The sequence below is a fragment of the Rhizobium sp. P2_G2 genome (assembly GCF_056403555.1).
Window position 1 is genome coordinate 146772 of record NZ_JBFUFF010000002.1, and the last position, 26196, is coordinate 172967.

The window sequence follows — 26196 nt, forward strand, 5'->3', positions numbered from 1 at the left end:
GCCCAGATTTCCGACGTTATGTCCGGCATTACCTCCGTTGAACGAAAATAAATTTCCTTTCAAAATCGCCTGAGAATTTACGCCACCAATGTCGAACAAGGCGCTACCGGCAATATACATTTAAAAGATATGATTGCCGGCGACGACAAGTTCGTGATCGCGGAAATTCACCGGCGATTTTGAACAGTGGAAGAGATCGCATTGGATGGTATAAATGGTTGAAGGCGTCGAGGCCTGGTGTAGAATCTCAACAACTGTATGACGATGCCAACGACTTCTGCACGGGCTTCCGCTCTGTGGTGGCCAGATTCAACAATGGAGCCATCGAGTGCTATTCGATCTATTCAGCAGGAAGAAGCGCGAGAAGAAGGCCGATGCGTCGGCAATATCCCTGTCCGCGCTCCTCGAAGCTCCCCAGCACACCCTTCTTCCGTTCTTCGAAGCTCCCGAAAACAAGAAGCTGTTTGCCAATTGCCCGTGTCGAAAACACCTTGCTCGCCTGCACACGCTTGATGCTGGGACTGCCCGCCGCATTGTGCTCCATATGCTCGGCCACGTCATTGAGCTGAAGGCAGGCCAGCCGTGTCTCAATGAGAAAAAGGAAACTATATCAGCGATCGATCAGCACGGTATCGACGATGAAATTCGCTACGTCTACAACGATTTGAACAATCCGGCGCTGGGCGAAGCAAGAAGCATCAAGCCGGATGCCGATCAAGCCGACGATCCTGAATATCGGGGCTTCGGGCCTGAGCAGAGAGGGTGCTTTGGCGCTGATGCACGGGCTGAACTGATGGCGGAAGCCTTCAGAGCCTATATGCAGAATCCAAACTACTTGAAAACCGTGGCACCAAATGTGGCACACCGGATCCGCGCCGCCGTCAATCCAAATCCCAAGATAAATACCATCATTCAATTCAATTGAGGGACGGTCGACCCACGACGCCTGGACGAGCTCAGGCGAGACAAGCTGAACAGGCGACGGCGCCATGCGTTGATAGCCCGCAAGGCGTGGTTTGCCAGCGGCGCCAGGCCGGGCCGCCCGCTCCGCCAAATCTCGGCACGATGATGGGTCCGGACATGGCTGAGCTGGCCGCCGATCTGGGACGAAGCATTATGGAAGGCCGGCTCGGCATTTTGACGGCGGTGTTCGAGGCGGCGTCAATCGACCCCTGATTTGAGAGGTCAAAGGGAGGAGCAACCAGTCTGTTCGCTGTGCCAGCGGCCATTGCCATGGCGACTGGCACAGCCCAGCTCTGAAGAGTGTCAATCATCTGGAAATATTTCCGGGACGGTCGACTTCCCGCGCGGGGGGAACACTTGGTCGCTCCAGTTGATTCCGATTTTCGGCGTGCTGCTGCTCCGATCACGCATGCTGCGGCATTCTATATGCCGGTACGCCTTCGGTCTCGAGCGGCTCGAGGCATCGCTCGCATTGCCGCCGCTTGAGACTGGGCACGCGATATCTCGCCAATGCACACAGCGGAAATCGCCCGCTATACCTCTCTAGGAATGCGAGCGATCACCTTGATTTCGAAATCGAAACCAGCGAGCCAGTTGACCCCGATCGCCGTCCAGTTGGGATAGGGCTCGGCGCTAAAAATCTGGTTCTTGACGGCCATGATGGTGTCGAACTGGTTTTCCGGGTCCGTATGAAATGTGGTCACATCGACGATGTCGGCGAAAGAGCAGCCAGCTGCTTTGAGCACTGCCTCAAGATTGTCGAAGGCCAATTGAACCTGGCGCGGGAAATCAGGCTCGGCGGTTCCATCGGAACGGCTGCCAACTTGTCCTGAGACGAACAGGAGCTCTCCGAAGCGGATTGCGGCTGAATAGCCATGCGCTTCATACAGTGCGTGCCTGTCGGCAGGAAAAATAGCTTCGCGCTGGGTCATCCTATGATCTCCTTTTCATCGTTGTCGATTCGGCAATGCGCGGCGCGGGAACTTCCATATCGCCGTGCCATTTGATATACGCAATGTATGCGAGATACAGACATACGATGCGTATGTCAAATCAGATACGAGACGTATGTGAATATGGGTAACGACAATGGCCAAGCGACGCGTCGAGACGATGGAAGAGAACCGTGCAAAACTGATTGCCGCGGCGCGAAAAGCCTTTGCCGAAAAAGGATATGCCGCCGCATCCATGGATGAACTGACCGCGGAAGCCGGTCTGACGCGTGGGGCGCTTTACCACAATTTCGGGGATAAGCGCGGACTTCTGGCTGCGGTCGTTCATCAGATCGATGCAGAAATGGCTTTGCGGGCGCAGGCGATCGGCGCCAGGGAGAGAGGCGATTGGGACGGCCTGCTGGCCGAGGGGGCCGCCTATATCGAGATGGCGCTCGACCCCGAAGTCCAGCGTATTGTTCTCCTCGACGGGCCGGCGGTGCTCGGAGATCCATCGCAATGGCCGAGTCAGAACAGCTGTTTGCAGGTGACCAAGGAGACCGTGGAACGGCTTCTCGCGCAAGGAATTCTGAAGTCCGTGGACGCAGAAGCCGCAGCCCGGCTCGTCAGTGGCGCTGCGCTCAATGCGGCCCTCTGGATTGCGGCCAGCAACGCTCCAAAGGATGTTCTTCCGAAGGCCGTCGACGCCTTCCGACATTTGGCCAGCGGTCTGTTGGCAAAACAGGAGTGATCCAGGAAATTCCGAGCAAACTTGGCGTGGGCTTGGCACAAATGGTCGAAAGACGGCCAAACGACATTCGGATGTCCTCGTGTGATTGGAGGACGTCGAGAGAATCGGATTTGATTTGGTCACTGAGATGCTGAGGACGCTGGGCACTGACGGTTCATAGAGGGGCTTCGGAGAGGCATATCGCTCTGCGGATGGTGCTGTTGATAATCAACTATTCCATCACCAGTCGAAGCTTGGCTTGTGATAGACAGATGTCGATTTTTAACGCTTCGGCTTCGATCACCGCCTTGTGCTGATGGTGGCCGATAATTTTGACGGCGTCTCCGACGGACCTGCAATCTGCCATGGGCTGCGAGATCAACGCCTCACGAGAAACCTGGTCTGAACGGAAGATAGCGCGATGAAGTCCAAGCCCCGAAGCAAATCTGCAACCAAGCCGAAGGAACCAAAGCTCTCGCGGACCCACGCGCCCGCCGATTTGTCGCCGGTGGACTGGCAACGCGGCTTGCGCCGCCAGTTTGGCCGCGAGCAGGCATTCGGGCTCGAGAATCTCACCAAGGAACCGTTCTTCTCCGAATTCCGGGTGAGCAACCCGGCCTCCAAGTCAAGCTATCGCGTGGTGATCCGGGGCAAGGGGCCGGGCGGCAATTTCTGCTCATGCCCCGATTATGCGACGAGCGAATTGGGGACCTGCAAACATATCGAGTTCACCCTCGCTCAACTGGAGAAGAAGCGCGGCGCCAAGGCTGCATTCGCGCGCGGCTACCGCCCGGCTTTTTCTGAACTCTATCTCCGCAAYGACGGCAAGCGCCGTATCCATTTCCGGGCCGGTACGGATTGTCCGCAGGCGCTCATCGAGGCGGCCGAGATGCTGTTCGACACCGATCACGACGGAATGCTGCTGGACGACAGGCTGAATGAGATCGAGTCTTTCCTCGCCGCCGCCTCGATACTGGACCATGAGTTTCGTGCCTATGACGATGCGCTCGATTTCATTGCCGGAAGGCGCGATGCGGAGCGCCGGGCTGCGAAACTTGAAGAACTGTTTCCGCTCGGCGCTGCCGATCCGGCACTCGGAAGTCTTCTGAAAGTGCCGCTCTTTCGCTATCAGGCCGAAGGCGCGCTATTCGCGGTCCGGTCCGGTCGGGCGTTGATCGGCGACGATATGGGACTGGGTAAGACCGCCCAGGCGATTGCCGCCATGGAACTGCTGGCGCGGCATTTCGGCGCAGCACGGGTGTTGGTGATCTGCCCGACTTCGCTCAAATATCAATGGCAGAGCGAGATCCTGCGGTTTTCCGGCCGGCAGGGCGAGAATGCGGCGCGGGTCATCAATGGTGGCCGGGCACAGCGTCAGATTGATTATCGCCTGGACGATTTCTGCAAGATCACCAATTACGAGAAGCTCAGTCCCGACCTCGACCTGATCGCTGCCTGGGCGCCAGACCTGGTGATCGTCGATGAAGCGCAGCGGGTGAAGAATTGGAACACGATCGCGGCGCGGGCTCTGAAGCGCATCGATAGTCCCTATGCCATCGTGCTGACAGGCACGCCCCTTGAGAACAAGCTCGAAGAGCTGGTGTCCATCGTTCAGTTCGTCGACCAGCATCGGCTGGGGCCGACATGGAAGCTGCTGCACGAGCACCAGATCAAGGACGAAGGTGGGCGGGTCACCGGCTATACCCAGCTCGATAAGATCGGCCAGACGCTGGCGCCGATCATGGTCCGCCGGCGCAAATCCGAAGTGCTCAAGCAATTGCCCGAACGCCTCGACCAGAACCTTCTGGTGCCGATGACAGAGATGCAGATGCTCTATCATCAGGAGAATGCCGATATCGTGGCGAGAATCGTGCAGCGCTGGCGCAAGACCGGGTTCCTGTCGGACAAGGATCAGCGGCGGTTGACCTCATCGCGGCAAAACATGCGCATGTCGTGCAACAGCACCTATCTGCTCGACCAGGAGACCGACCACGGCGTCAAAGCGGACGAATTGGCAGCCCTGTTCGACGATCTGTTTGCCGAGCCGACGGCCAAGGCGGTGGTGTTCTCGCAATGGACGCGGACCCATGAGATCGTCATCAGGCGCCTCGAAGAACGCGGCTTCGGCTATGTCAGCTTCCACGGCGGCATTGCATCGGAAAACCGGCCGGCGCTCGTCGAACGCTTCCGGGGGGACCCCGCCTGCCGGGTATTCCTGTCCACCGACGCCGGCAGCACGGGTCTCAATCTGCAGCATGCATCTACCCTGGTGAACATGGACCTGCCGTGGAATCCGGCGGTGCTGGAACAGCGCATTGCCCGCATCCATCGCATGGGGCAGGTACAGCCCGTGCGGATCATCAATTTCGTCGCCAAGGGCACGATCGAGGAAGGCATGCTTTCGGTGCTGGCGTTCAAGCGCTCGCTGTCATCGGGAATTCTCGACGGCGGCAGCGGCGAGATTTCGTTGGGCGGTTCGCGCCTCACACGCTTCATGAAAGAGGTGGAGAACGTCACCGGACGCATGGGCGAAGGCGAGGCCGTGACGCCGGCGGAGGAAATCGGGAGCACCGGCGGCTTTGCCGACGATGCAGGATCCGAGCAAGACGTGAAGGCAGGGGCGGGCATCGATCACGGCGATGTCGCGCCGCCGAGCATGCCTGTGGCGCCGCCGAGCAACCTTGCGGCCGATCCGTGGTCCGCCCTGGTCCAGGTGGGCGCACAATTGGTTTCAGCTCTCGCGGCCGCCAACGATCCCAAAGCCCAGCCGCATCCCTGGGTCGAGCGCGATCCGGCAACCGGCGTACAGAGCCTCAAGCTGCCGATGCCGCCACGCGAAACCGCCCAACAGCTCGCCGACGCGCTTTCGGCGCTTGCGAACGGGTTGCGACGCGCGAACGGGTGAAGGCCTTCTTCGCCGGATCAGGGCGTTGCCGCCCTGATTCGGCGCGGCCAGGTTATGTTCGACATACAGCCTTTCAAGTCAGCCAAATAGCCGCGTCAGCCGTTGCAGCCGAGCGGCAAACACGTTGAAGCACTTCAAGATAATTTTCCAAAAATCTTGCAGGTGGCGATCCGTTTCCGGTCGTCGCGTCGTCCTTGGTGTGTCCAAAACACAAGGAGAATTGCAATGGCCCGCATGCTGGTGATTTACCCAACCCCCAGGGATGTAGAAGCGTTTGACCGTCATTACTTCGACATCCACGTGCCGCTCGCCAAGAAGATCCCTGGTCTGAGGAAATACGAGGTCAGCCATGGTGCCATCGCGATGCCGGTCGGAACCACCAAAATTCATCGGATCGGAACGCTTTATTTCGACGACCTTGCGGCGATCCAGACTGCGTTTGCAAGCCCGGAGGGACAGGCGGCCGGCGCGGATCGCCGTCTCTATGCGCCGGATGACTCCGGCGTGCAGATGTTCCTCTTCGACAATAGGGACGTTTGACTGGCTTCCTTTTGCTCGTCCCTGCAGAGCCGCTTGTTCAGGTCGTAAGAATCGTAAAATCAGATAAAGAGGGCTGAGATGTCAGCAACAAGAGCAGTTTTTGTCCTGGTCCACGGTGGTTGGCACAACCATTCGGCATGGGACAAGGTTACGCCAATCCTCGAAGCCAACGGCTTCGGGGCTTTGACGCTCGACCTTCCAGGCGCCGGGGTCCATGCGGTAGCGCCAAAAGCGTTCGGCGCCCGCCCGTTCGACCCTGCGGCGTTTGCCGCCGAGCCGTCACCGATGGCTGGCGTGACACAGGAGGAGCGGACGCAAGCAGTCGTCGCGCTGGTGAAAGAAGCCGCGTCAAGCGGCGACAAGGTCATCCTGGTCGGTCACTCGGCGGGCGGAATGACGATCTCAGCTGTCGCGGAAGAGGTTCCGAACCTGCTTCTGGCGGTCGTCTATCTGGCCGCCTTCATGGTGCCGAACGGCATGCCGCTGCTGGCGATGCTTCAGCATGAAACCATGTCTTCAGCGCTTGCGCCTTTGCTGTTCATCGGCGACCCCGTTGCCATTGGTGCGACCAGGATCAATCCTGGATCATCCGACGAAGCCTATCGATCGCTGCTCAAAGCGTCATTTTACGGCGACGTGTCGGAGGCCGAATCCGCCCATATGGCATCGCAACTTCATTGCGACGAATCGAACGCTGGCGCCTTTGCTCCATCGGAAATCACGCCCGAAAGATTTGGCACGGTGCCGCGCCATTACATCCGTTGCACACAGGATCGCGCGGTTCCGGTAACAGGTCAGGACCACATGATTGCGGCGGTTGACGCCGCCATCGGCGGCAAGACGGTGACGCACACGTTGGAAAGCAGCCACTCGCCATTCCTGTCACAGCCGGCCGCCTTGTCGAATATCCTCATCGACGTTTGTGGCGTGTCTCTGACAGAGCAGAATGCAGACGCGCGTGTCAGCCTCGGAGCATGAAAGCAGACGAATTCGAGCTCGCCTCATAAGTGCCGGACATGCTGCGCTTATGAGGTCAAGGAGTGATCGGCATTGTCGTGTTCAAGCGCCCGCTTCAGGGCCGCACACCCCAACGACATCAGAGGTCTGACAGTCTCAGCCCTCGAGTCCGGTAGAAAGTCGCTGGTCCAGACGAACCGGCAGTGATCGGCGTCGATGGCTTCGATCTGCATCGAAGAGGCATGATGTTCAAAGCGTCCGCCCAGGACGGCATAGGCAATTCGCCTGAGCTCGTCAGCGATACTGATGATGCGTTCCTGGACGGCCGAGCCATTGGCGAACGTCACCGTGCGGATATCGCCCTCGAGCGAGGACCCCACGAGCACGCCGGGGAAAAGCTCGTGGGTCCTGGATACATCCTTCAGCTTGGTCCAGGCAAAGGCTGCGGGGACGTCGATGGAAATTTCATCGCGGACCGTGGTCATGCTGCTTCCTTTCGCCTCGTCGTGCTCAATGCAGTCAGCGCGACAGCCTCATGTGACGGTTGACATCCTTATAGAGGAGATAGCGGAATTTTCCTGGGCCTCCGGCATAGCACGCCTGCGGGCAGAAGGCGCGCAGCCACATGAAGTCGCCGGCTTCGACCTCCACCCAGTCCTGGTTCAGTCGATAGACCGCCTTGCCCTCAAGCACGTAGAGGCCATGCTCCATCACGTGGGTTTCCGCAAACGGGATGACAGCTCCGGGTTCGAAGGTGACGATTGTCACATGCATGTCGTGGCGCAGGTCCAGCGGGTCGACGAAGCGGGTCGTTGCCCACTTCCCCTCTGTCCCAGCCATCGGCGACGGAGCAATATCCTGCTCATTGGTGAAGAATGCCTCCGGCGTGTCCAGGCCGGGAACGGCCTCATAGGTTTTGCGAATCCAGTGGAAGCGTGCGGCAACCGAACCGCGATTGTGGAGACGCCAGCCGCTTGAGGGCGGCAGGAAGGCGAAACCGCCGGGTTGCAGCACGTGTATGTTGCCCCCGAGCTCGACCGTCACTTCCCCTTCCATGACGAAAAGCACGCCTTCGGCGCCTGGATCCAGTTCCGGCTGCTCACTGCCGCCGCCCGGAGCGACCTCCATGATGTACTGCGAGAAGGTTTCGGCAAAGCCGGAGAGCGGACGCGCGATCACCCAAAGACGCGTGCCATTCCAAAAGGGCAGATAGCTGGTGACGATATCCATCATCACCCCCTTCGGGATGACTGCATAGGCTTCGGTGAAGACGGCACGGCCGGTGAGAAGATCAGTCTGCGCCGGGGCGCCGCCCTTGGGCGCGAAATAGGTCGGTTTGGTCACTTTGGCACTCCGCGAACTATGGTGCACATCATCAATAGGCGTTCGACGGCGCTAGGCCGTGGCGAACAGAGTGTTGTGTGATTTGCCCCTATCCGACGGCCTTGTCCAGTCGTTGGCGGCGCTGAAACAATCACCCCAGCCTGACATAGCTTCAAAAATTTGACAGCCCTTGTCGCTCTGCGGGAAATCTCGCTCCAATGCGCGATGGCATCTTGGTGCATGCATTGAAGCCAGTCTTATGCTGCAGTTGCCTTTTCCGGCCATTGGCCGTACATTTTCCAAAACTTTAGGAGATCGAGAAAATGGCTATAGGTGAAGCAACGGGCCGCGTCCGTAGTGAGCGACTTGAGACGCGTGTGACATTGGAACAGAAACGCCTCATCGAACATGCTGCCGCACTACAGGGTCGGAGCGTGACCGACTTCGTCCTGACCAGCGTTCAGGATGCCGCACGACGAGCAATCGAGGAATATCAGCATCTCACACTTTCCATGAGAGACGCCACAGCGTTTGTCGACGCACTGGTCGAACCTCAACCTGTCAACGACCGGATGCATGACACGATTCGCCGCTATCGCGAGAAAACAGGCGTCTAATTCATGGGAGAATGGTTGGACGATAGGCTTCGGGTCGAAGTTCTTGGCCCGCAGCACGACCGTGTTGGGTTCTCGAGCGGCGTGGAGCCGCTCGACCGATATTTCAGGACCCAGGCCGGACAAGATTACAAGAAGAAGATGGCGGCACCGTTCGTCCTTGTTCTGTCCGACGGGACGGTGGCAGGTTATTACACATTGTCGTCGACGGCGGTTGAGCTACCGGAATTGCCTGAAGCCGTGGTCCGGAAAATTCCACGCTACCCGCTGATTCCGGCGACCTTGCTTGGCCGCCTCGCCGTCGACCGAAGATATCAAGGAAGGGGCTACGGCCGGTTCTTGCTGGCTGACGCACTCTTTCGCGCGGTTCGGAGCGAGATCGCGTCATTTGCGGTCATTGTCGATGCCAAGGACGAGAGCGCCAAGCGCTTCTATGAGCGCGAAAGTTTCCTGCCGTTTCCGGATCGGCCTCTGAAGCTCTTCCGATCAATGGCGGACATCCAAAAGCTATTTGACTAGCCATGAGCCTTTCTACGTCAAGAGAAGGCACGGGAGCATGCTGGAGGCGGACGGCATCCTCCGCCCGGCCGCTTTATCGAGCGTCGGGTCGACCTCGCATAAGGAGATAGACACGACAAAACCGAGGTCGCCGCCAAACCAAGACTTGCGGCATGCCAGACACTATCAAAATCTCCCATAGCGCCTATCCGTTTAACGCAGGATTCTCCGAGGCTTGCCTCCGCTCGAATTGACAGCCGCGTGCTTGCTTGGAATATGCCAGCCGCAGCGCCGTTTGCCACTGCTCAACGAAGACAGTCGTGGTGGAACCGGCGTTATATGCAGACATAAAGCGAGATTTCATGGCCGATTCATACAGACCCGTCGCTCTTTCCAAAAATCCGGTATTGAACGGTTTGATCGATGGAGGAGCATGGAACGCTCAGACTGTCACCTACAGTTTCGCCGACGGTGACATCAACAGCAACGGTATTCCGGATTTCAACGAGGGCGACTGGAAGGCGTTTTATCGCGAGATCCTCGCCAACATCGAATCCTTCACCAACCTCAATTTCAAGCATGTCGCCAGCCAGGGCAATATCAACTTCAAGCTGGTGGAAGGCGGCGGCGGTGAATCGGGCGTTCCGGCGCCGGGCGTGACCACGCTTGACTCGACAGTCGGCATCAATGTCGACGTGGCGGGATCGGCGGCAGCCGTCAAGCTCGGGACCTTTTCCGAAACATGGCTGCACGAAACGGGACACGCGCTCGGGCTGAAGCATCCGCATGACGTATCGAAGGGGCCGAAACTTCCGGGCGTGGTCAATCCGGAAGACCACGGGACCGGCCACCTGAACTCGCAGCTCTATACCGTCATGGGATATACGTTCCCCTTCCTGGGAGAGGACAATCCGTTCACCGATGCCGTGGATCTGGACACGCCGGTCAATGCGCAGCCAGGTTCCTATGGCGCGATCGATATCGCGTCGCTGCAGCACATCTATGGCGCGCGCGCCCACAATACCGGCAACGACACATATACGTTCACCGACAATGTCGACTTCGACCACGGCTACACGACCATCTGGGATACCGGCGGCACGGACACGATTGCCTATCGCGGCGAGAGCCGGGCAAAGATCGACCTGCGCGCTGCCACGCTCAAAGCCGAGATCGGCGGCGGCGGCTGGGTTTCGACATCCGAGACACTGACCGGCGGCTACACCATTGCCCATTCTGTCGTCATCGAGAATGCCAGGGGTGCTGCCGCCGCCGACATCCTGATCGGCAATGACGTCGCCAACGTCCTGTCAGGGCGCAACGGCGACGACACGCTCTCCGGCGGCGCGGGTGCCGATACCCTTTATGGCGGTCTCGGCACAGACACGATGACCGGCGGCACGCAGGCAGACAGCTTCGTCTTCAAGACGCTGGCCGACAGCACGGTTGCCGCTGTCGGCCAGGATTCGATCCTCGATTTCTCGGGCACAGACGGCGATCACATCGCTCTCTCGGCCATCGACGCCAATTCGCAGATATCCGGAAACCAGGCTTTCACCTATCTCGGTTCGGCGGCTTTCACCGGCAAGGTCGGCGAACTGCGTTTCGTCGAGCAGGACGCCGACACCTATGTGTATGGCGACACGAACGGTGACAAGAAAGCCGATTTCGCCATTCACCTCGATGGTGCGATCGCGTTGACGAAGGACGATTTCATTCTCTGACAGGTGGTCGCCGACACGCCTGCTTCCCGGTCACGCAGACGTGTCCCCGCCGTCAAAAGGCCAGCGACTGCTGCACCGGCTTTGGCGGCGTGACCTCCACGCCTTCCAGCTCCAGCATGCGCCGCTTGGAATCAGAGCCGCCCGGCGCCGAGAAACCGCCGATCTTGCCGCCGGCCGCCAGCACGCGATGGCAGGGGATGATCAGCGCCACCGGGTTCTTCGCCATCGCCTGACCGACATCGCGGGCGGCCTCGGGGCCGGCGCCGAGTTGCCTGGCAAGCGTGCCATAGGTGGTCGTGTGGCCCCATTCGACGCGGCGGGCAGCATCATAGATGCGCCGGAAGAAATCGTCCTGCTCGCCGAGATCGAGCCTCACGCCGGAGAAATCGACAGCTTCACCGTCGAAATAGCGTTTCACGGCGGCGATGGTGTCCATGACCTCGGCCGGCGGTGTGGCGGGGCTGGCAGTCGGGATGCGGCGCAGCAGCAGTCTCTCCGTGGACTCCGCGGCTTTGGTCGGCAGTTGGAAGCGTGTGACGCCGCTTTCATTCCAGCTGATCCCGCAGAAACCGGCTGCGGTTTCGAAGACATGATAGAATTGATTCATCTGAGCCATGGTTCAGCCCTCGTGTTTCGATATGCCCCATATATCGTGCTCAAATCCTCCAGCCTCCACCCGATTCTTGCACAAAATGCGCATTTCTCGCGGTTTCTCACATCGAGCTGAAACGTCTTTGGCTTCGCCTGCGTATATCAGTTTGACTCGAAACCACGGCCCTTGTCAAAGCAATTTGTTCTCTTTTTGTTCTTGATCTGCCGGTATTTTTGAGGCTTAGTGAAGGCGTCAAACGAACTGATGGAGATGCCAATGTCACGCGCACAATTCGAATTCGATTTGACCGGGGGCGAAGACAACAATCCGCCGCCAAGTTTCAAGGCCAGAGTGGATTTGTTTGTTGGCCTGCAGGCATCCGCTGCCGCGGCCAGACAAGCGACCGATATAGCCGGAGTTTTCATGCGCCGCCTCGGTGTCGCCGAGGAGATTCGGCCGCCGCATGTCACGCTCCAAGGGCTGGGCATGCATAACATGTTCTCCCTTATGGATCTGGCTGCGAAGAAGGAGGAATTGTCGTCGGTCGCGGTCGAACCCTTCATGCTGACGTTCGACCAGATCATGAGCTTCCAGCGGCCGCATGACAAAAAGGCGCTGATCTTATGCTGCAGCCAGCCAAATCGCTACCTCATCGAACTGCAGAAAAATATCGCCGCGGCCCAAAGCCAGCCGGGTGTCGAGAGTGAAGCGACACGGACATTCACCCCGCATCTGACGCTGTTTTACACCGAACAGCTTGTGATGCGGCAATCGCTGGAAACGCCGGTGCGATGGCTGGTGCGGGATTTCCATATCATCTGGAGCCATATCGGCGAATGCCGGCACGAGAGCCTCTGGCAATGGCCGCCGCTAGCGTGAGCGGCGTTCATGGTCGATCAGCCAGCGCTTGCGTTCCATGCCGCCGCCATAGCCGGTCAAGGCACCGTTGCTGCCGACAAGGCGATGGCAGGGGATGACGATGCTGACGGGATTGAGCGCATTGGCCGATCCGACGGCCCGATGCGCGTTCGGCCTGTCCAGCCGGGCAGCCAGTTCGCCGTAGCTCAATGTCGTGCCGGCTGGAATAGCGCGCAATGCCATCCAGACCTGCCGCTGGAAAGACGTGCCGCCCGGCTCGACAGGTATGCTGTCGAGCGCATCCAAGGCGCCGTCGAGATAAGCATGGATGGCGGAGGCAATGTGGGTCAGACAGACGGTTTCCTCGAAACTGAGGTCACGGCCGTAACGCGGCTGCAGAATTTGACGCAGACGGCCTTCGGGAGAATCGAAATCGAGGGCGACGAGTTTCTCCCCGTCCAAGACGATCAGTATCGGACCGATCGCATGATCGGCTTCGATGGAGGAGAGTTGAAGGCTTTTGATGGCCATGAGAAATCCGGAAAACGGGTCATTCGGGAATGGCGGCAGCCAATAGATAGAGTCGAGATGTCGCGGTCGCCACCCGATTTGATCGACGCCAGGGAAATCTCATATTCCAAATCCGCAGGTGGATTGATAGAGACGGCAGAAACAGACAGGAAGACAAGCATGTCCGCCAGGATTTACGGCATCAAGAACTGCGACACGATGAAAAAGGCCTTCGACTGGCTGAAGACGAACGATGTCGCTTATGATTTTCACGATTATCGCGCCGAGGGAATCGATGCCGGCACGGTCAAGAACTGGGTGAGAAAGCTTGGCTGGGAGAAGGTGCTGAACAAGGCTTCGACGACCTTCAAAGAGCTTCCCGATGCCGACAAGGTCGATCTGGATGCAGACAAGGCTATCCGGCTGATGGTGCAGAACCCGACGATGATCAAGCGTCCGATGCTGGTGGAAGACGACAGGATCACCGCCGGATTCAAGCCGGACATATACGCTGCATTGTTTCAGCGCTAATCCATACCGATAGCCGATCGGGGGGCGATCATGTCCAAATCCACGCGTGCGACGCTCGCGCTTGCCAAGGCGGGCGCCATATTCGAAGTGCTCACTTATGATTACGATCCCGATGCCGACAAGATCGGCATCCAGGCAGCCGAAGCGCTCGGCGTCTCACCCGCGATCGTGCTCAAGACGCTGATGGCGGAGGTGGACGGCAAGCCGGTCTGCGTCGTCATCCCCTCGGACAAGGAAGTCAGCATGAAGAAGCTGGCGGCCGCCTTCCACGGCAAGTCGGCCAACATGATGAAGCCGGCCGCGGCGGAGAAGGCCACCGGCTATGTCGTCGGCGGCATATCGCCGTTCGGCCAGAAGAAGCAGGTGCCGACCGTGTTCGAGGCCGAAGCCATGGCGCATGATCTGGTGTTCATGAATGGCGGCCAGCGCGGGCTGCAAGTGAAGCTGGCGCCGCAGGCGGCCGTAAAGGCAGCCAGCGCGATTTTCGCATCTGTTGTCGCCTAGCCGCCGGGAATATTTCTCCAGGCGGCCAGGAGGTCATTTGAAAAATGTGCCTTATCAGGCTGCGGTTTCCGGTGTGCCGCTCTGGGCTTCCGCCTTGGGGCCGCCCTTAGAAACGCCGACCATGGCGGGCCGCAGCACGCGATCGCCGATCACATAACCATCCTGCACGACCTGGACCACGGTATTGGCCGGGATTTCCGAGTTCGGGATCTCAAACATCGCCTGGTGGAAATTCGGGTCGAATTTCTGACCGGTGGGCGCGATTTTCTTGACGCCGTGGCGTTCCAAAGCCGAAAGCATGGAGCGCTCGGTCATCTCGACGCCTTCGACCAATGACACGAAGCCGGCATCGCCGCCGGCGCGCGCTTCGGCCGGAATGGCATCGAGCGCGCGGCGCAGATTGTCGGAAACCGCCAGCATGTCGCGGGCAAAGGCGGTGACGGCGTAGGTCTTGGCGTCCTTCACATCCCGTTCGGTGCGGCGGCGCAGATTGTCCATCTCGGCGGCGAGCCGGAGATAACGGTCCTTGAGATCGGCATTCTCGGCCTTCAGCACATCGATCGGATCGGGCTCCGGCGCTACGGCGGGCTGGCCATCGGCACCCTGCGCCGCATTCACATCATTGTCGGCGTCCGTCTGATACGCATTGTTATTTTCATCCGTCATGGCGGTCTCCGCATACTGGTATGTCGTGATTTGCTGCGGATATCGAGGTTTAGCGCGAAAAAATCAAGGGTTTCGGTGAAGATTCCTACCAGTGCATGGAGCATGGCAATCGCATGACAGATGTCGCAATCAGGTTATTGCGGAGATCGCAGAGATATAGAGGCGGCGCTGGCGCCGGCCCGTGTGCCGATGCGGAGGACCTGCTCAGATGGCGATGAAGTCGGTGTTGGTCATCGCAAGGCCTGTCGACAGCTGAGCGAACTTGATGGCGGCCGCACCGTTCCTGCTGCCGTCTGCGTCATACATCAAGGCACCTGTGGCGTCGTTATAAATGATGCGGTCGGATCTGTCATGCGCCTGTGCACCATCGAAGAAGGCCGTGGGATCTAGAACGCCCTCGGGGAGAGCAGTGAACACCTTGTTCTCAAGGCGAACGAGATCGCTGCCGACCGTATAGTCGGTGATCGAGTCGACATTGTTGACACCGTCGAGAAGGGTCCTGAAGATAAAGACATCGTTGCCGTTGCCACCCGTCAGGATGTCATTGCCATAGCTGCCGTCGAGGCGGTCGTTGCCATCGCCGCCGATGAGCGTATTGGCAAGCACATTGCCGGTGAACTTGTCGTTGCCGGTGCCGCCCGTGGCGTTTTCGATCAGCGAGGCGGTTTTGCCTTTGTAGAGAAGCGCATTGTAGACGTTGGCACGGGCCATGTGATGGCCGTCGCCGAGATCGGCGAGCGGCCCGAAGGTCGACCCTTCGCCGGCATTGAGGTTGACGGTGAGATTCGCGGTTTTGTTGGAAAAATCATAGGTATCGGTGCCGCCGCCGTCCCAGATGGTCAGGAGGGCGCGATGATTGACGGGCGTGCCTTGCCCTGTGCCGTTGATCAGCAGTTGGTTGTTGTCGTCCCAGCTATAGACGGTATCGCCATTGTTGAAGCTGAAATCGGCGCCGTAGAGATATTGCAGGGCGGCAATGTCATCCTGCATCAGAGTCGTCGGATGGTCGATCGCGCTGTCGCCCCGGGTCGTGTCGCCGACATATTGATGATAGGTCATGACGGAATATTCAAAGGAATTGTGATCCGCGGGAAGCTGCGGAAATGTGATCCCGTGACCGCCCTGGCTTACATGGCCGTGTTTGAGGCCGAGCGAGTGGCCGAGTTCATGCATCAGACCTGACGCATAGGCGAAACTGCCGACCGTCGGCATGTCGTATGTGTTGTGGACGAACCAGCAATCGCCCCAGCCGACCGTCGCCCTGGCCGGGTCGGGAGGATTACCCTCGGCCGTGCGGCTGCCGGGGATATGGGCTCCGCTTCCGTCCGAATAGTCGATCGTATCGGCCTCGCCGAAACGAATATCGGCGTTTACGTCGGCAGTCTGCGTGAAGGTCAGCCCGCACACGCCCTGGACATTGGCAAGGATGGTGGCGCAAGCGCTCTGCTGGTCCGCATTCATCGCCTCGAAGCCGGTCACCGCCTTGTAGCCGTTATGGGTGTATTCATCGGAACTGGTGGGGAAGGAATAGGTGAGATCCTTGTGATCCCATTTCCAGCCCCAGAGCAGTCCGTTGATGTCGTCCGTATTGGTCAGGTTGACCTGCGGCGGCTGATTGCGGAACGACATATTGTCGACGCCGAAGCCCTGCACGTCATTCTTGTCGTTGTTGACGACGACGCGCGCGATTCCGACCGCGTTGCTGTAGACGAAATGCTGGAAGCCGGTCTGGTCATTTTTGAACCGCTCGAGCAGGTTGCCCGCCGCGTCGAAAAATTTGACCGTGGTGGTGTCGACATCGTCGAAATAGCCGACATCGAATTCGACGCGATCGACCGGATTGCTGAACGTCCAGGACACCGGCCCCATATAGGTCGTGTCGTGTGCCAGCACCGGCGACGTCACCTGGGCGCCATCGGCAACGATCTGGCCGTGGAACTGGATGATGTTGACCTTGCATTTGTAGATCGGGTCGAAGGAACCGAAGTCCTGTTCCGAAAAGGTAATGGTCTGCATCGCAATGCCCTCCCCCGAACGCATGACTGACGAAGTTGACGCGTCATTCCGCCCGCGCCGACCGAAATCGGCGCGTTGCTTGCATCACCAAAATATAGACCAGAAATGGAAGGCTCTCCGTAGCTTGACAATCACAAACTGCGGGAATTTATATTTAGAAAATACTGAAATTCTGCCCAAAAGTCAATGTAAAAGCAAAAATGTCGGAGATTTTCCGGATCGTCAGCGCGCCTGTCCATTGAGTTTCGACATCAGCTGCGCGGTATAATCGACCATCGGCACGATGCGCGCATAATTGAGTCGGGTCGGGCCTATGACGCCGACGGCGCCGATGATGCGGTCCTCGGCATTGCGATAAGGTGCGACGATCAGCGACGAGCCGGAGAGCGAGAACAGCGTGTTCTCCGAGCCGATGAAGATGCGCACGCCCTGGCCGCTTTCGGCAAGATTGAGGATGTCGCTCAGCGATTCCTTCTTTTCGAGGTCGTCGAACAGCATGCGCAGCCGGTCAAGGTCCTCCATGCCTTCGAGCCCTTCGAGCAGGTTGGAACGGCCGCGAATGATCAGCTGCGTCGGCCGGCCATCTTCAGTGCCACCCGACCATATAGCGAGCCCCTTGTCGACGAGTTCACCGGAGAGCTGGTCGAGCTCGGAGCGGATTGTGGTCTTGAGCTTTTCGGTCCGCTCCAGCGCCTCGCCCAATGTCAGGCCGGACATATGCGCGTTGAGGAAATTGGCCGCCGCCGTCAATTGCGACGAGGTCGTTCCGGCCGGCAGAGTGATGATACGGTTTTCAACCTCGTCGCGGTCGCCGACCAGAATGGCAAGCGCCTTGTCCGGCGACAGGCGGACGAATTCCACATGCTTGAGCTGCGTGTCGCTCTTGGCGGTGATCACCAGGCCGGCGCCGCGCRAGGCCGACGAGAGCAGTTGGCTCGCATCATTGAGCGCGTTCTCGACCGAACCCACCCGGTCGGCCGGACGGATCTGCCGGTCGATCTGACGGCGCTCGTCTTCCGACAGCGCGCCGACCTGCATGAAGGCATCGACGAAGAATCGCAGGCCCTGCTGGGTGGGCAGCCGGCCGGCGGAAACATGCGGCGAATAGATGAGGCCGAGCTCTTCGAGATCGCTCATCACGTTGCGGATGGACGCCGGCGACAGCGACATCGGCAGCACACGCGACAGCGAGCGTGAACCGAGCGGCTCACCGGTGCCGAGATAGCTTTCGACGATGCGTCGGAAGATTTCGCTGGAGCGGTCGTCGAGCGCCTTCATTCCTTTTCCATCACATCGATCAAACTCATGCCTGAAATATAAGGATTCGAAGCGGGTACGCAAAAGGAAATTCGCCCCTTTTCCTTTGCAAAAAGACTTAACGCGCCTTAATACGCGTCTCAACATTCCAAGGAGTTCCGAATATGCGGCCATCCGGGCGTAAAACAGACCAAATGCGCAAGGTGAGTTTCGAACGCGGCTTTTCCAAGCATGCCGAAGGCTCGTGCCTGGTGAAGTTCGGTGACACGCATGTGCTGTGCACGGCCAGCGTCGAAGAAAAGCCGCCGGCATGGTTGCGCAATTCCGGCAAGGGCTGGGTCACTGCTGAATATGGCATGCTGCCGCGCTCGACGGGTGATCGCATGCGGCGTGAGGCGACCTCCGGCAAGCAGGGCGGCCGCACCCAGGAAATCCAGCGGCTGATCGGCCGCTCGCTGCGCGCCATCGTTGATCTCACCGCGCTTGGCGAACGCCAGATCACCGTGGATTGCGATGTGCTGCAGGCCGATGGCGGCACGCGCACGGCCTCGATCACCGGCGGCTGGATCGCGCTGCATGATTGCCTGAAGTGGATGGAAGTCCGCAACATGATCAAGGTCGAGAAGGCGTTGAAGGATCATGTGGCAGCGATCTCCTGCGGCGTCTTCGCCAATCAGCCGGTCCTGGACCTCGATTATCTCGAAGATTCCTCGGCCGAGACGGATGCCAACTTCGTCATGACCGGCAAGGGCGGCATCGTCGAGATCCAGGGCACGGCCGAAGGCGCACCGTTTTCCGAGGAAGAACTGCTGACGCTGATGGGTCTCGCCAAGCAGGGTATCAGCGACCTCGTGCAAATGCAGAAGCAGGCGATCGCCTGAGATGAGACGATGAACAAGGCTCCGTCGCAAATTCTGGAATCGGCACTTTACGTCGATGACCTCGATGCGGCGGAGGCGTTCTACGAGCGCATTCTCGGACTGGAGAAGATCGGGCGGTTTGGCAACCGGCATGTGTTCTTCCGCTGTGGCCCAGGCGTGCTCCTGATCTTCAATCCAGCCGAGACGATCATTCCTTACAAGGAAGGTCAGTTGCCGGTGCCGCCGCATGGGGCGCATGGGCAGGGCCATCTCTGTTTCCGCGCCACATCCGACGAGATCGACGAATGGGCCGCGCGGCTGACGGCGGCCGGCATCGAGATCGAATCCGTGGTCGAATGGCCACAGGGTGGCCGTTCGATCTATTTCCGCGATCCGGCCGGCAATTCGCTGGAATTCGCTGAAGCCCGGATCTGGAACATCATTTGACAGACTTGTCGGCCGGCAGGAGGACAGGATGATCATACGCGAATGGCGTGGCCGTGCATCGGCGTCCAGTCCGGAGACCTATCCGGCGCATTTCCGCAACAATGTGCTGCCGGAACTGCGCCAATTGCCCGGCTTCGTCGGCGCGCATCTCAGCCGGCGCCCGCTCGGCGACACCATCGAATTTCTGGTGCTGACGCGCTGGAAGGATCTTGAGGCGATCCGCGCCTTTGCCGGCGACGAGATCGGCAAAGCGGTCGTAGAGCCGGGTGCCGTGGCGGCGCTGATCGATTACGATGCGACCGTGCAGCATTATGACGTGATAGAAGAGGCCTGAGAGAACAGCGAATGCGCAAGCTCGACACCAAGACCATCGTCGTCGCCAGCCACAATGCCGGCAAAATCCGCGAGATTCGCGATCTGATCGGACCATTCGGCTTCGAGGCCAAGTCGGCCGCCGATCTCAGGTTCGAAGAGCCTGACGAGACTGGCACGACCTATGAGGAAAATGCCCGGATCAAGGCGTTGGCTTCGGCCACGGCTTCCGGCTTGCCGGCTTTGTCCGACGATTCCGGGCTTGCCGTCGATGCGCTGGATGGCGCGCCAGGCGTCTATACCGCCAATTGGGCCGAGCGCGAGGATGGCAGCCGTGACTTCCGCATGGCGATGGAGAAGGTGGAAAAGGCGCTGCAGGAGAAGGGGGCTTCGACGCCGGACAAGCGCGCCGCCCGTTTCGTCAGCGTGCTCTGCCTTGCCTGGCCGGATGGCCATACCGAGACGTTCCGGGGCGAGGTCGAGGGCCATCTCGTCTGGCCGCCGCGCGGCGATCTCGGTTTCGGCTACGATCCCGTGTTCCAGCCGAGCGGCTATGACATCACTTTCGGCGAAATGCTGGCCGATGCGAAGCATGGCTGGAAGCCGGGCGACGCCGCGGCGCTATCGCACCGCGCCCGCGCCTTCAAGCTCTTCGTCGAAACCGGACTGGACATCTGACCTTGGACATCAATGCGCCGCTGCTGCCGGATACCGGCGAACCAGGCTTCGGGGTCTATATCCACTGGCCGTTCTGCGCGGCCAAGTGTCCCTACTGCGATTTCAACAGCCATGTCCGCCATCAGCCGGTGGATCAGGAGGCGTTCGTTGCCGCCTTCCTTCGGGAAATGGCGGCGATGCGGTCGATCTCGGGATCGCGCACCGTCACCTCCATCTTCCTCGGCGGCGGCACACCATCGCTGATGAAGCCGGAGACGGTCGACGCGATTCTTTCGGCAATTGCCCGGCATTGGCATGTGCCAGATGGCATCGAGATCACCATGGAAGCCAATCCGTCGAGCGTCGAGGCCGAGCGCTTCCGCGGTTACCGTGCCGCCGGCGTCAACCGCGTCTCGCTCGGCGTCCAGGCGCTCAACGACCCAGATTTGCGCTTTCTCGGCCGGCTGCACAATGTCGAGGATGCGCTCAAGGCCGTGAAGCTGGCACGTGACATCTTTCCGCGCATGTCCTTCGACCTGATCTATGCCCGACCCGGCCAGCAGGCGGAGGACTGGGTCAGAGAACTCGAGGAGGCCATCTCCTACGCCGTCGATCATCTGTCGCTCTATCAGTTGACCATCGAGGAGGGCACGCCCTTCTTCGGCCTGCATAAGAATGGCAAGATCGTACTGCCTAACCAGGACGAAGCCGCCCGGCTCTACGAGATCACCCAGGAGGTGACAGAGGCCGCCGGCATGCCGGCCTATGAGGTTTCCAATCACGCCGCGCCGGGCGCGGAGAGCCGCCACAATCTCACCTACTGGCGCTATGGTGACTATGCCGGCATCGGACCCGGCGCGCATGGCCGGCTGACCTCCGGCGGACGAAAATTTGCCACCGCCACCGAGCGCAATCCGGAAGCCTGGCTGGAGACGGTCAAGGCGCAAGGTCACGGCATGGTCGACAATGACAGCCTCGACCGCGACGAACAGGCCGACGAAATGCTGCTGATGGGGCTTCGGCTGCGCGAGGGTCTCGATCTGGCACGCTGGAGCGCACTTTCCGGCCGGTCGATCGAGGTCGAGAAAGAAGATTTTCTCATCGGCCACGGCCTCCTCGAACGGCTCGGCAATTCGCGGCTGCGCTGCACCCAGGCCGGCATGCTGGTGCTTGATGCGGTGGTCGCCGACCTCGCCTCCGAATGAAATTTCAGTGCGGCAAAAGCACCACGGAAACAGCGATTTGACGAAAATCTACCAAAATCATCGATTTCTTTTGCAAGCGACCCGTCAGGCCTCTTGACCGCCGCGCAAGCTTGGCCGCATATATCTATACATAAGGTAGCGCCAGGACGATTTGCTCTCCGCGTTCAGAACCTGATTTTGACATTCGCGGATTTCAATGGCGACGATTCATTTCGATGATCCGAGCTCGATCGCGAAACGGCAAAAGAAATCCCGTTTCGCGGTCGAATGGCCCACCCTTTTTCTCGCGGTTCTTATCTATACGGCCTGGTTCCTGCTCACCTATTTCTGGGCCTCCGTACCCTATATCGTGCTCGTTATCGCCGGCGGCTGGCTGCTGGCCTGGCACGGCTCGCTGCAGCATGAGGTGCTGCATGGACACCCGACCCGCTTTCGCCAGGTCAACGACCTGATCGGTTGGTTCCCGATCGCGCTCTGGCTACCCTACGCGCTCTACAAGCGCGCCCATCTCAAACATCACAATGACGAATGGCTCACCGATCCGATCGAGGACCCGGAATCCTATTACCTGACCGGCGACGCCTGGCATCGCACCGGCGCTGTCGGCCGGCTGATCACCACGACCGACAATACCTTGGCCGGCCGGCTGCTGATCGGGCCGCTGGTGTCGCTCGCCACCTTCTGGGGCCATGAAGTCCTGCATGTCGCGCGCGGCGATTTTCGCAATGCCCGCATCTGGTTCCTGCATCTGATCGGCTGCGCTGCCGTGCTCTATTGGGTGCTTGCGGTCTGCGGCATGCCGCTCTGGATCTATCTGACCGCCTTCCTCTATGCGGGAATCGCCTTTTCGCGGCTGCGGTCCTTCGCCGAGCATCAATATGCCGGCGTCAAAGAAGAGCGGACGGCGATCGTCGAGAATTCGCCGGCCTTCGGCCTGCTTTTCCTCTACAATAACCTGCATATCGTGCATCACACGAAGCCGGCACTCGCCTGGTACAAGATCCCCGGCCTTTACAGGGCCAATCGTGACGCCTTTCTGACCATGAACGGCGGCCTCGTCTATAACGGCTATCTCGACGTGGCGCGGCGCTATCTGTTCAAGGCGCATCATGAACCCATCCACCCCCATCATCCCACGACGGTGGCTGGAACGGACCTGCCGGAACTGCAGAACGATCAGGCGATGATCGGATAGCCCTGCCGCTCGGCCTCGCGGCGATAGGCGTCGAGCCGATCATAGTCATCGTCGCCGAGAATCTCGATACGCTTCAGGCCCAGTGCAGCCATGGCTTCGACATAGGCCGGATCGGCGATCGTGTCGGCGATTGCCCGGCGCAGGGCATCGACCTCGGCGTCCGAGGCCGTCAATCGGGTGATGAAAGGCAGGCCGGGGCCGCTGGGGGTCTCGGTGAGGATGCGGACACCGGACAGCATGTCCGGCCGGTGCCGGTCGAGCATGCCCCAGGTGACCGTGTCTATCGAAGCGACATCGGCCTCGCCCGCCCGCACGGCCTCGATGGAAAACAGGTGGCCGCCGGTGATTTTGACGACGGAGAAGAACCTGCCGTCTTTCGCCAGCGGCATCAGCGCGGCGCGAAACAGATTCATGCCGGAATTGGAGCCCCAATCGTTGATCGCCGCGACCTTGCCGCGCAGGTCCTCAAGGCCTTGCGCCTTGCTCGCCTCAGGCACGATAACAAAACTGACCCGCTCAGTCCCCTCGCCGCCGGCAAAGTCATAGGCCGGCGTCGCCACCAGCCTGACCTTGCCCTTGAGATAGGAAACGTAAGGATAGCCGCAGGTCTGCGCCAGCACGACGTCCGGCTTGAGCCAGACATCGTCGTGCTCGGTTTCGAAATCGAGCGCCTCCGGCGCCTCGAATCCCGCGGCGCGCAGACGGTCGCGGATACCTTGCCAGAGCCGAATATTGGCCGCCCGGACGGGTGGCAAAGAATCGTACATGGCAAGGCTGGCGCGGGCCATCGGCACTCCCCTAAAGGATTGAGGCTATTCGTTGATCAGACGGCGCAACAATTCGATCTCATGCGACAGTTTCTGATCGTTGGAGATCAGCTCCTCGATCTTGCGCACCGCATGCAGCACCGTCGTGTGGTCGCGACCGCCGAAGCGCCGGCCGATTTCCGGGAAGGAACGCGGCGTCATGGTCTTTGACAGATACATTGCCACCTGCCGTGGCTTGACGATCACGCGTGTGCGGCGGTTGGATACCAATTCCTGCCGCGACACATTATAGTGCTTGGCGACGATGCGCTGGATGTCCTCGATACGGACGCGCTTCGGCTCGCCGGCTCCGACGAGATGCGACAGCAGTTCGTCGACACGCTCGATGGTCAGGTCCGGCTCGAAGGACCGGCGGAAGATCAGCTGATTGAAGGCGCCTTCCAATTCGCGTCCCGACGCCGTGACATTGGTCGCCACATGTTGGAGGATTTCGTCGGAAATATCGAGGCTCGGGTCTTCCTGCCTGGCCTGGGCCAGGCGGATCTTCAATATTTCGAGCCGCATTTCGTAATCCGGCGCCTCGACCTCGATCGCCACGCCGCCCTGCAGCCGCGAACGGACGCGCGGATCGAGCGATTCAAGCTCCCAAGGCGCCCGGTCGGCCGCGACGACGACCTGCTTGGCGCTGTCGAGCAGCATGTTGAGCAGATGGCAGAATTCGTGCTGGATCAGCTTGCCCTGCAGGAACTGCATGTCGTCGATGATCAGGATATCGATATTGCGCAGCGATTCCTTGAGCGTCAGCGCATCATTGTCGCGGATCGCAGTGGCGAAACGCCACATGAAATATTCGGCCGTCAGGTAGACCACACGCGGATTGCGTGGATTGCTCAGCGCCGCCGCGGCAATCGCCTGCAACAGATGCGTCTTGCCCAGTCCGACGCTCGAATGGATGAACAGAGGGTTGAAACGGATGGCGCCGGCGCCGGATTCGGCAATCGTCTTCGCCGCGGCAAGGGCGACACGATTGGACGAACCTTCGACAAAGCTTGCAAAGGTGTAACGGCTGTCGAGCGGCGAACCGAACAGGGTGGAGTTCTGCACAGGCTTGGCAGCCGGGGCCGACTGCGATGCAGCGGGCTGGAACAGCGTCGGGGCGGCCGCCTTGCGCGGCAATTGCGTGATCGACGCGTCGACAACGACAGGGGCGTCGGCGATATCAGGCCGGCTCGGCTTCGCCGCGCTGCGGACCAGAACCTCGACCTTGAGGATATTGGCATCCTCTTCCTGCAGCAGTGCCGTCATGATGTCGAGATAACGATTGGTGATCCACGACTTGAGGAAGGTCGTCGGCACGGTGAGCCGGACCACACTCTTCGAGATCGAATGGATTTTCAGCCGGCCGAACCAGCTTGCATAGACATCCGGGCCCACTTTCGCCTTCAAACGCGCGCTGAAGCGCTCGAACAAGGCGTCGTGTTTCATCCCCGTTTCCCCCGAATCTGCATCTGCATTGCTGGATGGCACAATACGCGCATTATCCCTGCTGGAATACGCGTTTTTATCTGTCATTGTCATATGCATGTCGCCGCCTTTTGTATTTCGTGGTCCAAGGGTGTACCCTTGGTTCCTCTCCCGACATCCATCGTACCTTGCCGTCCCGTCCCCAGGACTGAGCAGAGGTCCTCGCTCGACTCGACAATCGGGAATAACGTTCAATAAGTCTTCCGGTTCCTGGATCGACAGACGTGCTGCCGTCCTCTGCCTATCTCCTTCGCCGCACCACCGTTTCATGAGCCCTTCCCGACAGACAAAAACCTTCCATCGGGCGCTTGCGTGCCCTTTGCCTTGCCTAACGGTCCGGGATGAAGCGGAATTCGAGATTCCACCGCGAATACAGGTCTTTGGACTGCCGATCCGAATGCCCTTTCAGCATTCCCGGACCAGAGCGCCTCGCCTCTGTGGAAGGCATTTAGGCAAGTTCATCGGGCAAGATCAATGCCCTTTTTTACGCATTCTTAAGAGAAAGCGATTGACATTACCGTGGGCGCCCAAACCACCGCTCGAGTGGAAAAATAATCGCTTGGGAATCAACGGGATTCAGTTGTGAAGCGCGCGACTCGGCCAATCGACGAAAAAAATAAAAAATTCACTTGACTCGCTCTTGCGACAAGTTGCCGTAGCGTAAGCGGACAGCACCTTCCGCGGACCTTCTGTATCTATTTGAATTTGTTTAATAAAACTTGTCATCTCAAATTATCACACTGATGCCGCGTGAAGGAAATATTAACTATTTGCAACAGGACGACAAAAAGCCCGGCACGACGTGCCAGGCTTTTTTAAGCATGAATTTAGACGAAATTAAGCGCTGATCGCCTTGACGCGCTGCGCGAGACGCGACACCTTGCGGGACGCAGTATTGCGGTGCATCACACCCTTGGTTGCGCCGCGCTGCAGCTCCGGCTGAGCCGCCTTGAGCGCCGCCTCGGCGGCTGCCTTGTCGCCGGAAGCGATCGCTTCCTCGACCTTGCGCACGTAGCTGCGGATGCGCGAACGACGCGACTTGTTAACTGCCGTGCGGCGCGCGATCTTGCGGGTCGCCTTCTTCGCCGAAACTGTATTGGCCATCTATG

The 26196-nt window shown here is 59.5% G+C and carries 27 protein-coding genes and 1 pseudogene; 17 read left to right on the forward strand and 11 right to left on the reverse strand.

What is annotated here, in order from left to right; genetic code table 11:
* Window positions 1-328: 328 nt before the first annotated feature.
* On the forward strand, window positions 329-925 hold the full coding sequence (locus tag AC1D06_RS03065) for a hypothetical protein (RefSeq protein ID WP_477984925.1): 597 nt from the start codon (window positions 329-331) through the stop codon (window positions 923-925).
* Between the two features lie 571 nt (window positions 926-1496).
* Here AC1D06_RS03065 and AC1D06_RS03070 read toward each other — a convergent pair.
* Window positions 1497-1895 carry a RidA family protein gene (locus AC1D06_RS03070; protein ID WP_477984927.1) on the reverse strand — a complete coding sequence of 133 codons (399 nt, stop codon included), beginning with the start codon at window positions 1893-1895 and terminating at the stop codon, window positions 1497-1499.
* Window positions 1896-2052: 157 nt separating this feature from the next.
* On the opposite strand from AC1D06_RS03070, the gene AC1D06_RS03075 reads away from it, so the two are divergent.
* From AC1D06_RS03075 to AC1D06_RS03090, 4 genes are all read left to right on the forward strand, one after another.
* Window positions 2053-2646, forward strand: a complete 594-nt coding sequence (locus tag AC1D06_RS03075) for a TetR/AcrR family transcriptional regulator (protein WP_477984928.1) — start codon at window positions 2053-2055, stop codon at window positions 2644-2646.
* 400 nt (window positions 2647-3046) lie between these two features.
* Window positions 3047-5530 carry a DEAD/DEAH box helicase gene (locus AC1D06_RS03080; RefSeq protein ID WP_477984930.1) on the forward strand — a complete coding sequence of 828 codons (2484 nt, stop codon included), beginning with the start codon at window positions 3047-3049 and terminating at the stop codon, window positions 5528-5530.
* Window positions 5531-5755: 225 nt separating this feature from the next.
* On the forward strand, window positions 5756-6070 hold the full coding sequence (locus AC1D06_RS03085) for an EthD family reductase (RefSeq protein ID WP_477876077.1): 315 nt from the start codon (window positions 5756-5758) through the stop codon (window positions 6068-6070).
* Window positions 6071-6148: 78 nt separating this feature from the next.
* Entirely contained in the window at window positions 6149-7048 is a 900-nt protein-coding gene (locus AC1D06_RS03090; RefSeq protein ID WP_477876078.1) for an alpha/beta fold hydrolase, read from the forward strand.
* Window positions 7049-7095: 47 nt separating this feature from the next.
* Here AC1D06_RS03090 and AC1D06_RS03095 read toward each other — a convergent pair whose 3' ends face one another.
* Both AC1D06_RS03095 and AC1D06_RS03100 read right to left on the reverse strand, forming a co-directional pair.
* On the reverse strand, window positions 7096-7512 hold the full coding sequence (locus AC1D06_RS03095; RefSeq protein WP_477984932.1) for an SRPBCC family protein: 417 nt from the start codon (window positions 7510-7512) through the stop codon (window positions 7096-7098).
* A gap of 34 nt (window positions 7513-7546) precedes the next feature.
* Entirely contained in the window at window positions 7547-8371 is an 825-nt protein-coding gene (locus tag AC1D06_RS03100; RefSeq protein ID WP_477876080.1) for a bifunctional allantoicase/(S)-ureidoglycine aminohydrolase, read from the reverse strand.
* Window positions 8372-8673: 302 nt separating this feature from the next.
* On the opposite strand from AC1D06_RS03100, the gene AC1D06_RS03105 reads away from it, so the two are divergent.
* The 3 genes from AC1D06_RS03105 to AC1D06_RS03115 all read left to right on the forward strand — a co-directional run bounded on the left by AC1D06_RS03105 (window position 8674) and on the right by AC1D06_RS03115 (window position 11186).
* Entirely contained in the window at window positions 8674-8967 is a 294-nt protein-coding gene (locus AC1D06_RS03105; protein ID WP_477876081.1) for a type II toxin-antitoxin system TacA family antitoxin, read from the forward strand.
* Between the two features lie 3 nt (window positions 8968-8970).
* Window positions 8971-9483, forward strand: a complete 513-nt coding sequence (locus AC1D06_RS03110; protein WP_477876082.1) for a GNAT family N-acetyltransferase — start codon at window positions 8971-8973, stop codon at window positions 9481-9483.
* 341 nt (window positions 9484-9824) lie between these two features.
* Window positions 9825-11186, forward strand: coding sequence for a M10 family metallopeptidase C-terminal domain-containing protein (locus AC1D06_RS03115; RefSeq protein WP_477876083.1), 1362 nt, complete (start codon window positions 9825-9827; stop codon window positions 11184-11186).
* Between the two features lie 52 nt (window positions 11187-11238).
* Here the strand turns inward: AC1D06_RS03115 and AC1D06_RS03120 are convergent, their stop codons facing one another.
* The gene (locus tag AC1D06_RS03120; RefSeq protein ID WP_477876084.1) at window positions 11239-11802 is read right to left on the reverse strand and encodes a methylated-DNA--[protein]-cysteine S-methyltransferase; all 564 of its coding nucleotides are present in this window, start codon (window positions 11800-11802) and stop codon (window positions 11239-11241) included.
* 252 nt (window positions 11803-12054) lie between these two features.
* On the opposite strand from AC1D06_RS03120, the gene AC1D06_RS03125 reads away from it, so the two are divergent.
* Entirely contained in the window at window positions 12055-12657 is a 603-nt protein-coding gene (locus AC1D06_RS03125; protein ID WP_477984934.1) for a 2'-5' RNA ligase family protein, read from the forward strand.
* On the opposite strand, the gene AC1D06_RS03130 is transcribed toward AC1D06_RS03125, so the two are convergent.
* The gene (locus tag AC1D06_RS03130; RefSeq protein WP_477984936.1) at window positions 12649-13167 is read right to left on the reverse strand and encodes a methylated-DNA--[protein]-cysteine S-methyltransferase; all 519 of its coding nucleotides are present in this window, start codon (window positions 13165-13167) and stop codon (window positions 12649-12651) included. The two genes, AC1D06_RS03125 and AC1D06_RS03130, sit on opposite strands and share 9 nt — an antisense overlap.
* Before the next feature lie 159 nt (window positions 13168-13326).
* On the opposite strand from AC1D06_RS03130, the gene AC1D06_RS03135 reads away from it, so the two are divergent.
* Window positions 13327-13677 (forward strand): arsenate reductase, encoded by a 351-nt coding sequence (locus AC1D06_RS03135; RefSeq protein ID WP_477876088.1) that lies wholly within the window; start codon window positions 13327-13329, stop codon window positions 13675-13677.
* Window positions 13678-13707: 30 nt separating this feature from the next.
* Window positions 13708-14181 carry a Cys-tRNA(Pro) deacylase gene (gene ybaK, locus AC1D06_RS03140; RefSeq protein WP_477876089.1) on the forward strand — a complete coding sequence of 158 codons (474 nt, stop codon included), beginning with the start codon at window positions 13708-13710 and terminating at the stop codon, window positions 14179-14181.
* Window positions 14182-14235: 54 nt separating this feature from the next.
* Here ybaK and grpE read toward each other — a convergent pair whose 3' ends face one another.
* The 3 genes from grpE to hrcA form a co-directional block, all read right to left on the reverse strand.
* Window positions 14236-14847 (reverse strand): nucleotide exchange factor GrpE, encoded by a 612-nt coding sequence (gene grpE, locus AC1D06_RS03145; protein WP_477876090.1) that lies wholly within the window; start codon window positions 14845-14847, stop codon window positions 14236-14238.
* Window positions 14848-15051: 204 nt separating this feature from the next.
* Entirely contained in the window at window positions 15052-16863 is a 1812-nt protein-coding gene (locus AC1D06_RS03150) for a M10 family metallopeptidase (RefSeq protein ID WP_477876091.1), read from the reverse strand.
* Between the two features lie 222 nt (window positions 16864-17085).
* Window positions 17086-18141 (reverse strand): heat-inducible transcriptional repressor HrcA, encoded by a 1056-nt coding sequence (hrcA, locus tag AC1D06_RS03155; RefSeq protein WP_477984938.1) that lies wholly within the window; start codon window positions 18139-18141, stop codon window positions 17086-17088.
* Between the two features lie 143 nt (window positions 18142-18284).
* Here hrcA and rph point away from each other — a divergent pair, with 143 nt between their 5' ends.
* The 6 genes from rph (at window position 18285) to AC1D06_RS03185 (ending at window position 22796) form a co-directional block, all read left to right on the forward strand.
* Window positions 18285-19001: a ribonuclease PH gene (rph, locus tag AC1D06_RS03160; RefSeq protein ID WP_477876093.1), complete on the forward strand. Its 717-nt coding sequence runs from the start codon at window positions 18285-18287 to the stop codon at window positions 18999-19001.
* 9 nt (window positions 19002-19010) lie between these two features.
* A complete protein-coding gene (locus AC1D06_RS03165) occupies window positions 19011-19427 on the forward strand; it encodes a VOC family protein (RefSeq protein WP_477876094.1) in 417 nt (138 codons plus the stop codon).
* A gap of 28 nt (window positions 19428-19455) precedes the next feature.
* Entirely contained in the window at window positions 19456-19761 is a 306-nt protein-coding gene (locus AC1D06_RS03170; RefSeq protein ID WP_477876095.1) for an antibiotic biosynthesis monooxygenase family protein, read from the forward strand.
* An 11-nt stretch (window positions 19762-19772) separates the two neighbouring features.
* A complete protein-coding gene (locus tag AC1D06_RS03175; protein ID WP_477876096.1) occupies window positions 19773-20417 on the forward strand; it encodes a non-canonical purine NTP pyrophosphatase in 645 nt (214 codons plus the stop codon).
* Complete coding sequence (gene hemW, locus AC1D06_RS03180) at window positions 20414-21601, forward strand: radical SAM family heme chaperone HemW (RefSeq protein ID WP_477876238.1); 1188 nt, start codon at window positions 20414-20416, stop codon at window positions 21599-21601. Before AC1D06_RS03175 ends, hemW begins: the two co-directional genes overlap by 4 nt.
* 196 nt (window positions 21602-21797) lie before the next feature.
* Entirely contained in the window at window positions 21798-22796 is a 999-nt protein-coding gene (locus AC1D06_RS03185; protein ID WP_477876097.1) for a fatty acid desaturase, read from the forward strand.
* On the opposite strand, the gene AC1D06_RS03190 is transcribed toward AC1D06_RS03185, so the two are convergent.
* The 3 genes and pseudogenes from AC1D06_RS03190 to rpsT form a co-directional block, all read right to left on the reverse strand.
* Window positions 22778-23584 (reverse strand): phosphate/phosphite/phosphonate ABC transporter substrate-binding protein, encoded by an 807-nt coding sequence (locus tag AC1D06_RS03190; RefSeq protein ID WP_477984940.1) that lies wholly within the window; start codon window positions 23582-23584, stop codon window positions 22778-22780. The two genes, AC1D06_RS03185 and AC1D06_RS03190, sit on opposite strands and share 19 nt — an antisense overlap.
* A 24-nt stretch (window positions 23585-23608) precedes the next feature.
* A pseudogene (dnaA, locus tag AC1D06_RS03195) lies at window positions 23609-25048 on the reverse strand (chromosomal replication initiator protein DnaA); the annotation flags it as partial.
* Window positions 25049-25924: 876 nt separating this feature from the next.
* Window positions 25925-26191, reverse strand: coding sequence for a 30S ribosomal protein S20 (gene rpsT / locus AC1D06_RS03200; RefSeq protein ID WP_477876100.1), 267 nt, complete (start codon window positions 26189-26191; stop codon window positions 25925-25927).
* Between the last annotated feature and the right edge of the window lie 5 nt (window positions 26192-26196).